Annotated in this window: 7 protein-coding genes; 4 read left to right on the top strand and 3 right to left on the bottom strand. The window is 59.3% G+C overall.

All coding sequences use genetic code 11. The features are described 5' to 3' along the window. Nucleotides 1-280: 280 nt before the first annotated feature. From lepA to ACQY6C_RS08020, 3 genes are all read right to left on the bottom strand, one after another. Nucleotides 281-2,098 (bottom strand): translation elongation factor 4, encoded by a 1,818-nt coding sequence (gene lepA / locus ACQY6C_RS08030; protein WP_427967254.1) that lies wholly within the window; start codon nucleotides 2,096-2,098, stop codon nucleotides 281-283. 47 nt (nucleotides 2,099-2,145) lie between these two features. After that, complete coding sequence (locus ACQY6C_RS08025; RefSeq protein ID WP_427967251.1) at nucleotides 2,146-4,236, bottom strand: putative bifunctional diguanylate cyclase/phosphodiesterase; 2,091 nt, start codon at nucleotides 4,234-4,236, stop codon at nucleotides 2,146-2,148. Between the two features lie 228 nt (nucleotides 4,237-4,464). After that, nucleotides 4,465-6,693, bottom strand: a complete 2,229-nt coding sequence (locus ACQY6C_RS08020; RefSeq protein ID WP_427967248.1) for a putative bifunctional diguanylate cyclase/phosphodiesterase — start codon at nucleotides 6,691-6,693, stop codon at nucleotides 4,465-4,467. 258 nt (nucleotides 6,694-6,951) lie between these two features. Here ACQY6C_RS08020 and ACQY6C_RS08015 point away from each other — a divergent pair, with 258 nt between their 5' ends. The 4 genes from ACQY6C_RS08015 (at nucleotide 6,952) to ACQY6C_RS08000 (ending at nucleotide 12,782) form a co-directional block, all read left to right on the top strand. After that, nucleotides 6,952-8,646, top strand: coding sequence for an alpha/beta fold hydrolase (locus ACQY6C_RS08015; protein WP_427967245.1), 1,695 nt, complete (start codon nucleotides 6,952-6,954; stop codon nucleotides 8,644-8,646). A 39-nt stretch (nucleotides 8,647-8,685) separates the two neighbouring features. Then, entirely contained in the window at nucleotides 8,686-9,570 is an 885-nt protein-coding gene (locus ACQY6C_RS08010) for an alpha/beta fold hydrolase (protein ID WP_427967242.1), read from the top strand. Between the two features lie 31 nt (nucleotides 9,571-9,601). Further along, nucleotides 9,602-10,921 (top strand): FAD-dependent oxidoreductase, encoded by a 1,320-nt coding sequence (locus tag ACQY6C_RS08005; RefSeq protein WP_427967239.1) that lies wholly within the window; start codon nucleotides 9,602-9,604, stop codon nucleotides 10,919-10,921. Between the two features lie 91 nt (nucleotides 10,922-11,012). Next, nucleotides 11,013-12,782: an N-acyl-D-amino-acid deacylase family protein gene (locus ACQY6C_RS08000; RefSeq protein WP_427967236.1), complete on the top strand. Its 1,770-nt coding sequence runs from the start codon at nucleotides 11,013-11,015 to the stop codon at nucleotides 12,780-12,782. Nucleotides 12,783-12,802 lie beyond the last annotated feature (20 nt).

Raw genomic sequence — 12,802 nt, 5'->3', positions numbered from 1 at the left:
GCATCTTCGCGTCCCTTCGACAGCCTCAGGATATGCTTCGCGTAAAACCAAAATAGCGTCGAGCTAGCCGAGGGTGCCCTTCCACCCCCGCGCTGCGCGCGGCGGTCCCCCTCCCCGAGCAAGCTCAGGGAGGATCTACTCCTCCCCCATCCTTAGCGCGGCGATAAACGCCTCCTGCGGAATTGAAACATTCCCATACTCCCGCATCCGGGCCTTGCCCGTGAGCGCGACAGCTCGATCCCCCGGATCGAGCGTAACGCTCACTCTGCTTATCCAGCAGCTATTCTTCGCCCATGCGCAAAGCAGCGATGAAAGCTTCCTGAGGTATAGAGACGTTTCCGTACTCTCTCATCCTAGCTTTACCTTTTTTCTGCTTTTCCAAGAGTTTCTTTTTTCTAGTAATATCCCCGCCATAGCATTTCGCCGTCACGTCCTTGCGCAGTGCGGCGATCGTCTCGCGGGCGATGATCTTGCCGCCGATCGCGGCCTGGATCGGGATCTTGAACAGGTGCCGCGGGATGAGGTCTTTCAGCCGCTCGCACATGCCGCGGCCGCGCTCCTCCGCCACATTGCGGTGGACGATCAGGCTCAGCGCATCGACCGGCTCGTTATTGACGAGGATGTTCATCTTGACGAGGTCGCCCTCGCGCAGCCCGATCTGCTCGTAATCGAAGCTGGCATAGCCGCGGCTGATGCTCTTCAGCCTATCGTAGAAATCGAACACCACTTCGTTGAGCGGCAGTTCGTAGGTAACCTGCGCCCGCCCGCCGACATAGGTGAGGTCCACCTGCACGCCGCGCCGGTCCTGGCACAGCTTGAGGATGGCGCCGAGATATTCGTCGGGCGTGTAGATCACGGCCTTGATCCACGGTTCCTCGATGGTCTCGATCCGGCTCGGATCGGGATAGTCGGCCGGGTTGTGGAGCAGGATCTCCCTCGCATCCTCGGTCTTCGATTTGTTGAGCTGGATGCGATAGACCACCGATGGCGCGGTGGTGATGAGGTCGAGATCATATTCGCGGCTGAGCCGTTCCTGGATGATCTCGAGATGCAGCAGGCCGAGGAAGCCGCAGCGGAAGCCGAAGCCGAGCGCGGCGCTGGTCTCCATCTCGTATGAGAAGCTGGCGTCGTTGAGGCGCAGCTTGGCGATGCTCTCGCGCAGTTTCTCGAAGTCCGCCGCGTCGACCGGAAACAGCCCGCAGAAGACCACCGGCTGCACTTCCTTGTAGCCGGGCAGCGGCTTGTCCGCCCCGCCCTTCACCGTGGTGATGGTGTCGCCCACGCGGGCCTGCTCCACCTCCTTGATCTGCGCGGTGATGAAGCCGATTTCGCCCGGGCCGATCTCCGGCAGGTCGACGCGCTTGGGGGTGAAGCAGCCGACGCGGTCGATCAGATGCTGCGTGCCGCCCTGCATGAAGCGGACCTGGAGGCCCTTTTTGAGGACGCCGTCGATCACGCGGACGAGGATGACCACGCCGAGATAGGGATCGTACCAGCTGTCAACCAGGCTGGCGGTGAGTGGCGCGTCGCGATTGCCGCTGGGGGGCGGGATCTTGGCGACGACGGCCTCCAGCACGTCTTCGATGCCGATGCCCGATTTCGCGCTGGTGAGGACGGCTTCGCTGGCGTCGAGGCCGATGATGTCCTCGATCTCTTCCTTGACGCGCTCCGGCTCGGCGGCGGGGAGGTCGATCTTGTTGATTACGGGGACGATTTCGTGGTCGTGCTCGATCGACTGATAGACATTGGCGAGCGTCTGCGCCTCGACCCCCTGTGCGGCGTCGACAACCAGCAGCGCGCCTTCGCATGCGGCCAGGCTGCGCGAAACTTCATAGGCGAAGTCGACATGGCCGGGCGTGTCCATCAGGTTGAGCTCGTAGGTCTCGCCATCCTTCGCGGTGTAGTTCAGGCGGACGGTCTGGGCCTTGATGGTGATGCCGCGTTCGCGCTCAATGTCCATGTTATCAAGGACTTGCTCGCTCATCTCGCGGTCGGTCAGCCCGCCGGTGAACTGGATCAGCCGGTCGGCCAGCGTCGACTTGCCATGGTCGATATGCGCGATGATGCTGAAATTGCGGATGTGGGAAAGATCGGTCATCCCGCGCGCAATTAGCGCTACCGGTCTCTCATGTCAGCCACAATATTTCAGGCGGCATCGCTCGCCGGATATTGAGCGTAAGAAAACTTCGGAATGCTTTGACCTGGGTTGAGCATCCCGCCCTGCATACCCTTGTAATCCCCGGTGGAAAGCGCTGCGAGCGGTGCCCCGGCTGCCGCCAGTTCATAGGGTGATACGCGGTGGCGGGTACACAACCCCCCTGCCCCATCGTCAATCAGCTGGGTCTCGAACTCGAGGCCCTGCGTGTCTCCACGCGAGCGCGTGACAGTAGCCACGGCAAGCTGGCCGCCGCCCAGATCGACGACAAACTGCGTATCAACCGGAACATCGAGCAGGCCTTCGATGAATGCACCGGTCTTCGAAAGATTCCGGAGTGTGACGTCATAGGAATGATCGTCATGGATGACCTGGATCTTGCGATAGACCGTCCGGCGTCGCGCACGCTTGACCCTGCTGCCCGGCTCGATCTCCCACGCTCCACTGGCAAGTTCGGACAACACGTCGCTGCTGGACACCGGATCGGAATAGATCGCCCCCTGCAGAAAATCGACATTCGCCTTGCGTAGCTGATCGACCAGCTCGACGCTTTCGATCCCGGTGGCCGTAGTGTTCATGCCCAGCGCCTTGGCCAGCGCTACGATCGCCTTGACCAGACCCAGATCGCGGCTGTCGCGATCCATGGCGGCGCTGCAGAAGTTGTCGCCAATCTTGATATTGTCGAACGGGGCGCGGCGCAGATATCCAAGCGAGGAATAGCCTGTCCCGAACTCGTCGAGAGTCAGCCTGGCGCCTAGCTTGAACAGAGCGGCCAGGGTTTTGTCCACGACATTGGTATCGCCAAGGAATACGGTTTCCTTGACCTCAAGTTCGAGCCTGGTCGGACTGATGTCGCTGGCTTCGAGCGCGGCGGACACCGAGGAGACGAATCCATCCGCCATGAACTGGCTGGAAGGGATATTGACTGAAACGCGCAAGGATTCCGGCCATTGGCTGGCTTCCTTGCATGCCTGTGCGATCGTCCATTCGCCCACATCCACCAACAGGCTGCTGCCTTCAACGATCGACTGGAATTCCTCTTCGTCTATTTCACCACGTTGCGGATGGTTCCAGCACACAAGCGCTTCAAGCGTAGTCACGATCTGTGTATCGGCCGACACGACAGGCTGGAACTTCAGGAACAATTGTTCTTCGCGAATGGCTTCAAGAAGATCGCCTTCAAGCCGACGGCGGAAGATTGTCTCGTTTTCGAGGTCGCCTGTGTAGAAACGGTACTGCCCACGCCCGCCATTCTTGGCCGCATAGAGCGCCAGGTCGGCAGAACGGACCACTTCGTCGCGCGTGACGCCGTCGTGCGGCGCAATAGCAATGCCAACGGATCCGCCGATGACGCAGCGGCCTTCTTCCAGCGAATAGGGCTGCGTCAGCATCGCGATGATCTTGGATGCGATCTCGCCCAGCTTGCCGCGATCATCCATGTCGGGAAGCATGATCTGGAACTCGTCGCCACCCAGACGCCCGATTTCGCAGTCGATCTCCACGGCGCGCTTCAGGCGGTTCGCGACCTCCTTGAGCAGCTCGTCTCCCGCAGCATGGCCCAGCGTATCGTTGACCTGCTTGAAACGGTCGAGATCGAGCATCATGATCGCACAATTGCGCTTGGCACTGCGAAAGGCGGTCAGTGTCGAGTCTATGATTTGCGCCATGCGATGGCGGTTTGCGAGCCCGGTAAGCGAGTCATATTTCGCCAGCCGTTCTGTCTCTTCCTCGCGGCGATATTCTTCGGTGATGTCGGTTCCCGTGCCGCGGAACCCCTGGAACTTGCCACTTGACGAGACCATTGGGCGGCCAGAAAGGCGGATCACGACATCGCTTTCACCCAGCTCGGAACCGACTGCAAATCCCGAAAAGGACTTGCGCGCGCCAAGCTTCAGCGAAAGGGACTTTGTTCGGCCACTGCCGTCGATTGCCTTGAATACGGATTGGAGCGGCTGCCCGATCAGCTGTTCCATCGGGACATGAATGCGTTCAGCGATGGCTCCACTGAGATAGGTCAACGCGCCTTCGGCGTCGGTCGCCCAGAACCAGCCAAGGCCAGAGCGTTCCAGTTCGTCGAGCATTGCAAGCTTGTCAGAATCAGAGAGGGTGCCAGCCGCATCGACGCGCGCACCTCTTCTGGAGCGGCCCCCAAAAAGGCCACCTTCACCTCCACCTGACAAGAGAGCCTTGAGCGGCACCCTGCTATTCTCCTTTAGACCCGTGATGCCCAGGGCGATCACTGATATCTGAGGAGTAAACCCTGTTGGTTACTTTTAGCCTAATGCGGCGAGTTGAATTCTGCAGGTAATTCAGGCTGCGCAGGCCTTGTGACCGCTCAGATCGGCCTGGCGGAAGGCTCTCGGCTTGATCTGCGGCTCAGTCCCAGGTTTTGCGCCTCTCAGGACGGCAAAGGGATCGTCAGGCAGGGAAGCGAGTGGTTTGCCCGCAGCTTCGATGTGATATGGCGAAACGCGGTGCCTTGTGCACAACCCGTCCGCGCCATCGCTGATGAGCGGAGTCTCGAACTCCACGCCCTGGCTGAACCCGGATGAACGGCGCACGGTGGCCACTGCGAGCTGGCCTCCGCCAAGATCAAGGACAATCTGCGTGCCGACAGGCACGTCCATCAGCCCCTCAACCAATGCGCCGGTCTTTGAAAGATTGCGCAAGACGACGCTGTAGCGGTGATCGTCATGCACCAGCCCGATCCTGCGGAATTCGGTCCTGCGGTCGGCCCGGTAGCGTTCCGGTCCTCTTGGTTCGTAAGTAAGGCTACCTTCGCCAATGTATTCAAGCAGTTCTTCCTGCGAAACTGCGAAGGAAAACAGCCTTCCCTGCAACGAACTCGCACCCAGCTTCGTTACCAGTTCGAGCTCGTCCTTGGTCTCGACGCCTTCGGCGACGGTTTCCATCCTCAATGCTTGCGCGAGGCTGACAATCGAGCTGATTATGGCGGAGTTGTTGTTGTCGCGTTCGGTTGAACCACGCACAAAACTCTGATCGATCTTGATCTTGTTGAAGGGCGCGTTGCGCAGATAACTCAGCGAGCTGTACCCCGTGCCGAAGTCGTCCAAGGCCAGACGCACGCCCAGTGCCTTGAGCTCTCCGAAGATCCGCTGCGCTTGCATCGGGTCGCCCATGAATACGCTCTCTGTAATCTCCAGCTCCAGACGCGAAGGCGCAATGCCTGTGGCTTGCAGGGCGTTCTCGACGACCTTGGGAAAATCCCCCGCCATGAACTGGACTGCCGACACATTGACTGCGACACGCAATTCAGATGGCCATTCGCAGGCCTGGCGACATGCTTCACCGAGCGCCCATTCGCCCAACAGTTTGATGAGGCCGACTTCTTCTGCAATGGGAATGAACAGGCCGGGCGAGACCGATCCACGCACGGGATGTTCCCATCGCATCAGTGCTTCCAGGCATTTCAGCTTGTGAGTGCTGGCATCAACGATCGGCTGATAGTGCATCGCCAGTTCGTTTCGGCCGATTGCGTCGCGCAGATCTTCTTCGATTTCCCTGCGCCTCTTGGCCCCGTCTTTCAGTTCGGATGAATAGAACCGGTAGCTGGCACGGGTCTGTTTGGCGGCATTGAGTGCCAGATCTGCGGCCTTGAGCAGTTCGTCGGTGTCGATCCCGTCATAGGGGGCACTTGCGATACCGATGGAGGTACCCACGATCGCGCGCGAACCACCGACCGAATAGGGCTGCGAGATCATCTGGATGATCTGATTGGCGAGCTCGCCGAGATCGCCACGGTCATCCACATCCGGGAGTGTCACGAGGAACTCGTCACCACTCAATCTGGCGACCTCGCCTCTTTCGTCGATGAGCCGCTTGAGCCGCGCCGCGACCTGCTTGAGCAGTTCGTCGCCGGACTGATGGCCCAGCGAGTCATTGATATGCTTGAAACGGTCGAGTCCTAGCAACAGCACCGAACAGTTTCGCTTCATGTTGCGGTTCTGCCCGAGGGCCTTGCTGAGCCTGGTGCGGATGCGATGGCGATTTGCGAGGCCGGTTAGCGGATCGAACTGGGAAAGGCGTGTCGCTTCCCGCTCGCGGTTTCTGGTATCTGTGTAATCGTTAGCGCTACCACGATAACCTAAAAATCGGCCGGCTTTGTCGAAGCGCGGTTTTCCCGCCAATTGCAGCCAGACTTCGCTGGAAGCATCGACTGGGCGGACGGTCAGATTCGAGATCGAATTGCGTGAACGGAGCAGAAATGAGATCGGGCGCGCGCCGCGATTACCCGCTTCGTCTCCTTCGTCATTCTCAAGTTCGAACAGATCGCCAAGCTCGGCGCCAAGAACATCCTCCTCGGCCCAACCCAGCCTCTCGATTGCGCTGTCAGAAAGATAGGTTATCCGTCCCTGGGCGTCCGTTGACCAGAACCAGCCGAGGCCCGCGCTTTCGAAGCTGTCGAGCATTTCTGCCTTGCGGGCGATTTGGCGCTTGAAGCGAGAACGCCAAAAACCAGTGGGCGACTGGCTGCCGCCAGCTCCCCCCTGCTTCCTGCCCATAAATGCCTTTTTCATTCGTGCGACCCGATGACATTTCGTCGTGTCTGTTCCCTTTGGGTACAAACTCAATCTTTCGCTTAACCACCACACCTTTCCAAAGAGATAACGTTCGCAGTCGTAGGCCATGGAAAGCATTAGGCAATTTGTCTCAGAGCCTTATCTTTCAATTGAGTGCCGGCACATGCTTGCAATGCTGAGCCGTAAGAGCCAAAGTCTTGCGTCGGCCTTGTATCATCGAAGTTCAGGCGGCCAATACGAATAGAGGGGCAAGCAATGGTTCAGGAAACCAAACTCGAGAATGAAGCCTCGCAATCGACTTCGGCCCTGGGGCCACTGGTCGGTATTGCACGCGAAGACCTGTTGGGCGCCGTGGCCCTGCTCCTGCGTGAAACCGCGTCCGATCCACAACGCATGATGAAGCACGCCCAGGCAATGGGCGAAGACATGGTCAAGATCATGACAGGCAAGTCGGAGCTTGCGCCCGACCCCAAGGACAAGCGCTTCATGGATCCCGCCTGGCAGTACAATCCATTTTTCCGGGCAGGCGCCCAATATTACCTCGCGATCCAGAAGGGTATGCGCAATTGGATCGAGGAACTCGAACTGGACGATCTCGAGCGCGATCGTGCAAATTTCATAACCAACATTATCATCGACAGTCTTGCCCCGACCAACACGCTCGCAGGCAATCCAACCGCTCAAAAGCGCCTGATCGACAGCGGCGGGATGTCGGTGATCAAGGGGCTGAAGAACGCCTATAATGACATGGTCCATAACAAGGGCATGGTCAGCCAGGTGGACAAGCGCCCCTTCAAGCTGGGCGAGAATATTGCGACTTCAAAGGGCTCAGTCGTCCTCCGCACGGAGATGTTCGAGCTGGTCCAGTATGCGCCAACAACCGAAGAAGTTTATGCGATCCCGCAACTGACCATCCCGCCGCAGATCAACAAGATGTACATCAACGATCTCTCGCCCGAGAAATCGGTGGTGAAATATCTGGTCGACAACGGAATCCAGACCTTCGTCATTTCCTGGCGCAATCCATCGAAGGAACAGGGCGCGTGGGATATGAGCGACTATGTCAGTTCCTGCCTGGAAGCGATGGAGGCTGTCAGCGCGATTACCGGATCCGACAAGGTCAATGTCGCTGCCGCCTGCTCGGGTGGCCAGACCGCAAGTCTCGTCGCATCGAAGCTCGCTGCGGAAAATTGCGATCTGCTCGGCATGCTCACGCTGATGGTGTGCGTGCTGCATCCCCAGCAGAACGATATCGAGGCCGGCTCGCTCGTCTCGGAAAACGGCATGAAACTGGCGCGGCAGAGGGCCGAGAAGAAAGGCATCATTGAAGCCGACAGCCTGGCGCGTGGTTTTGCCTGGCTCAGGCCCAACGACCTGATCTGGAACTATGTCATCAACAATTACCTGTTGGGTGCCGATCCACCGGCGTTTGACGTGCTCTACTGGAACTCCGACGCAACCAACCTTTCAGCCAGCCTGATGGGTGACTTCCTGACGATCTATGAAACGCTGGCCTTCACCAAGAAGGGCGAGGTCGAGATGGCCAACCACAAGATCGACCTTAGCAAGGTCAAGTCCGATCTCTTTATTGTCGGTGGCGTCACGGATCATATCACCCCGTGGAAGGCGACCTATCGCTCGACCCAGCTCTTCGGATCGAAAGACATCACCTACGTCCTGAGCCAATCGGGCCATATGCAGGCGATCCTCAATCCGCCGGGCAATCCCAAGGCGAAGTTCTATGTCCAGAAGAAGAAGGGCAAGCTGCCAGAGACGGCCGACGAGTGGCTCAAGGGCACTGAAGAGGTCAAGGGAAGCTGGTGGCCGTTCTGGCTTGAATGGGTGCAAAAGCGATCAGGCAAGCAAAAGCCCGCGCCAAAGCAGCTGGGGAATGCTGAGCACAAGCCTCTGGACCCGGCCCCCGGTCTCTACGTAGTGGAAGAACGATAGGAAGAACCCGCAATCGGGTCGCAAAAGAGGACGCCGCGTTTGACCGATATCCTGGATGAAGCGCTCGACGAAGCGATGCGCGATGCGCACATTACCATGGAGAATGTCGGCGGCAGGACTTTGCGCGTCGCCACCTGGCGTCTCGATGAGCCTAGCGATCACCTTCCAGTTCTGTTTTTCAACGGTATCGGCGCCAATATCGAAGCGGTCGCTCCGCTGGCAGAAGCGTTGCACGATCGTGCATTCATCATGTTCGACATGCCGGGCGTCGGCGGCTCGCCTGAACCCGTAGTTCCCTACAACGCGGTGACCATGGCCTGGACGACAGCGCAGCTGCTGGACAAGCTTGGCGTGGATATGGTCGATGTGATGGGCGTAAGTTGGGGCGGCGCGATGGCGCAACACTTTGCCTTGCAGCACGGCGCGCGCACGCGGCGTCTTATCCTGTGTGCGACCACCGCCGGGATGGTGATGATTCCAGGCAAACCGGCAGCATTATCGAAGATGGCTGACCCGCGGCGCTATATCGATACCGCCTTTATGGAAGAGCACTTCCAGACGCTCTACGGCGGCGCACTGGGCAAGGCTGAGGACAAGGCGGAACACATTCATCGTCTCAAGCCACCGACGCGTCGTGGCTACATGTATCAGCTTCTGGCCATGCTCGGTTGGACCAGCGCCCCTGCCCTGCCCTTCATGCGCAAGCCGACGTTGATCCTGATGGGCGATGACGACCAGATCGTTCCGCTGGCAAACGGCACGATCCTTAACTCGCTGATCCCGAATAGCGAGTTGATCGTTCTGGAAGGTGGTGGGCATCTGTTCCTGATGAGCCACAGCGAAGATTGTGTCGCCGCGATACGCAGGTTTCTGAATGAGCCTGACGAGGAACCGGGGGATCCCGGCGCGGCAAAAGCGGCCTGAAGATTGAATGGCCATGAGGGAGGAAACTTAGATGCGGCACATTGCGGTCATCGGTTCGGGCCCTGCAGGTTACTACACGGCGGAAGCGGCGCAGAAACAATGGGGTGATGATGTCCGTGTCGACGTGTTCGATATGCTCCCCGTTCCCTATGGCCTCATCCGCACGGGAGTCGCACCTGACCATCAGTCGATCAAGGGCGTCTCAAGGCGTTATGAGAAGACCGCGCTAACCGAGAACGTCCGTTTCGTTGGCAATGTGAAGGTCGGTGAACATATCACCATCCCGGAGCTTCAATCTCTCTATGACGCCATTGTCATCGCCACGGGTGCGCCGCATGACCGCAAGCTCGGCATCGAAGGCGAGGAACTGGGCAACATCTTTGGCAGCGCTGCCTTCGTAGGCTGGTACAATGGCCATCCGCAGTTCGCCGATCTCGATCCAAAGCTGTTGGGCAAGCACGCGGTTGTGATCGGCATGGGAAATGTCGCACTCGACGTAGCGCGGATTCTGGCCAAGACCGAAGCCGAGTTCGAAGGGGCGGACATCGTCTCACACGCGCTTGATCTTTTGCGTGCGAGCAAGATCGAGAAGATTACCATTCTCGGGCGGCGAGGCCCGCACCAGATCATGATGACGCCAAAGGAGTTGGGCGAGCTGGCCTGCCTGGAACGCGCAAGCCCGCGCGTCGACAAGGAAGATCTGCCTGACGAAGAGGAGGATCTCATCCTCGAACCGGGGCTGAGAAAATCGGTCACGCATTTGCGCAGCTTTGCCGCGATACCGGAAAACATCCACGCCGAGAAACCGATCGAGGTCGAGATCGACTTCTTCGCCAGCCCGGTTTCCTTTTCAGGCAAGGACGGAGCGGTAGGCAGCGTTCGCGTCGAACGCACGACTGTCGAGACAGGTCGGGCAAAGGGAACCGGTGAATATTACGATATCCCCGCCGAACTCGTCGTCTCCTGTATCGGCTATCACACCGCCCATATCCCCGATGTACCGTTCGATGACCGGATGGGACGCTTCGCCAATGACGAAGGGCGAATCCTGCCAGGCATCTATTGCGTCGGATGGGCACGGCGCGGCCCCAGCGGGACGATCGGCACCAACCGGCCGGATGGATTTTCGATCATCGAGAAGGTCGTCGAAGATATCAATAGTGGCATTTTGGGTCGTGGCGACAAGCAAGGCCGGACCGGATTCGATGCTCTGGCCGAAGCGCGCGGACTCGATATCGTGACCTTCCGCGACTGGAAGAAGATTGAAGAAGCCGAAGAACAGGCTGCCCGTGAAGGCGCCCCGCGGGAAAAGTTCGTCGATATCGAAGCGATGATCCGCGCTGGACGATAGAAGCAAGTGCTGCCCGCGCAGCCAAACGCTTCCATGCTGGACTCTTACATCCTGATATGAAACCTTCTCTCCCGGAGAGTGGAGAGAGAACATGCCTGCATTCGATCTGGTCATCCGGAATGGAACCATCGTGGATGGAACCGGCAATCAGAAGTTCCTTGGCGACGTCGCGGTAAAAGACGGCCTCATCGCCGCCGTCGGCAAGTTTACCGGCGAAGGGGCCGAAGAGATCGATGCCATGGGCAAGATTGTGACGCCCGGCTTTGTCGATATCCACACGCATTACGATGGCCAGGCGACCTGGGATGCAGAAATGGCCCCTTCAAGCTGGCACGGGGTGACAACCGTCATCATGGGCAATTGCGGCGTGGGATTTGCCCCTGCCCACCCCGAACGCCACGCCTGGCTGATCGGGCTGATGGAAGGGGTGGAGGATATCCCAGGAACGGCGCTGGCCGAAGGCATGACCTGGGACTGGGAGACCTTCCCCGAATATCTCGACGCTTTGGAAAAGATGCCGCGCACAGTCGATATCGGCACCCATGTCCCCCACGGGGCCGTGCGCGCCTATGTGCTGGGCGATCGCGAGAAGCCGGGGGCGGTCCCGACCGATGAGGACATCGAGGAGATGGGCCGGATCGTGGAGGAAGGCGTGCGCGCAGGTGCGCTTGGCTTTTCCACCTCGCGCACCGTGATCCACAAATCGGTCGATGGCGAGCTGGTGCCTGGCACCACGGCGACAGCTGAGGAACTGGTTTCGATCGGCCGTGCAATGGCCCGCACCGGCCACGGCGTCTTCGAGATGGCAAGCGACCTCAACCGCGAGTGGAACGAGTTCGAATGGATGGGCAGGCTCAGCCGCGAAACGGGTTTGCCTGTGACATTCGCCGCGCTGCAATCCATCGCCAAGGAGTTGCCGCTCGACGAGCAGATTGCGACCATGCGCGCCGAGAACGACAATGGCGCCAATATCGTCGCGCAGATCGCCTTGCGCGGAAACGGGATCGTCATGGCGTGGCGCGGCACCGTCCATCCGTTCCGCTTTCGGCCGAGCTGGATCGCAATCGAGGACCTTCCCTGGGAGGAGCAGAAAGCCAAGCTGCTCGATCCGGCATTCAAGGCGAAGCTGCTGGCTGAAAGCAACGACTTCTCCAGCGCCCCGAAGGATATTGGCGGTCTGGTGATGGCGATCGCCATGGGCTGGACGCTGCAATTCGAGATGGACGAGGATTTCGACTATGAACCGCCGGCCGAGGCGAGCGTTCAGGCACGCGCGGATGCGGTAGGCGTCTCGCCGCAGGAATATGCCTATGACATGCTATGCAGCGAGGATGGCGCCGGCTTCATTTACCTGCCGATCCTCAATTATGCCGATGGCAATCTCGACTTCCTCGAAGCTCTGCAACGTTCAGATGATACGGTGAATTCGTTGTCAGATGGCGGTGCGCATTGCGGGACGATTTGCGATGCGGCTTCGCCCACCTTCATGCTCCAGCACTGGGTGCGCGACCGCAAGCGCGCGGCGGTTCGCCCGAACGGCAAGATTACGCTCGAAAATGCCGTCAAACGCCAATGCAACGATACGGCCCGGCTCTATGGGCTAGAAGATCGCGGCATCATCACGCCGGGCTATCTCGCCGATCTCAACGTGATCGATCTGGAACATCTAAGGCTGGGCAAGCCCTGGCTCGCATTCGACCTGCCTGCGGGCGGCAAGCGTCTGCTGCAGAAAGCAGAGGGATATGTCGCAACAATCAAGGCGGGCACGGTCACTTTCCGCAATGGCGAATGGACCGGAGCGACGCCGGGGGTGCTGGTCCGCGGCCCGCAGGCGGCCGAATTGGCCGAAGCCGCGGAATAAGCCGCTGTGACTGAACGTGA

Source organism: Altererythrobacter sp., from assembly GCF_050299635.1.
Taxonomy (GTDB): domain Bacteria; phylum Pseudomonadota; class Alphaproteobacteria; order Sphingomonadales; family Sphingomonadaceae; genus Erythrobacter.
The sequence above is the reverse complement of the archived record's forward strand: the minus strand, read 5'-3'. Positions and strand labels throughout refer to the sequence as shown.

Bases quoted from the DNA above. Each gene is read 5' to 3' on its own strand.
- lepA (WP_427967254.1), bottom strand. From the start codon at position 2,098: ATGACCGATCTTTCCCACATCCGCAATTTCAGCATCATCGCGCATATC.
- ACQY6C_RS08025 (WP_427967251.1), bottom strand. From the start codon at position 4,236: ATGCTCGACGAACTGGAACGCTCTGGCCTTGGCTGGTTCTGGGCGACC.
- ACQY6C_RS08020 (WP_427967248.1), bottom strand. From the start codon at position 6,693: ATGAAAAAGGCATTTATGGGCAGGAAGCAGGGGGGAGCTGGCGGCAGC.
- ACQY6C_RS08015 (WP_427967245.1), top strand. From the start codon at position 6,952: ATGGTTCAGGAAACCAAACTCGAGAATGAAGCCTCGCAATCGACTTCG.
- ACQY6C_RS08005 (WP_427967239.1), top strand. From the start codon at position 9,602: ATGCGGCACATTGCGGTCATCGGTTCGGGCCCTGCAGGTTACTACACG.
- ACQY6C_RS08000 (WP_427967236.1), top strand. From the start codon at position 11,013: ATGCCTGCATTCGATCTGGTCATCCGGAATGGAACCATCGTGGATGGA.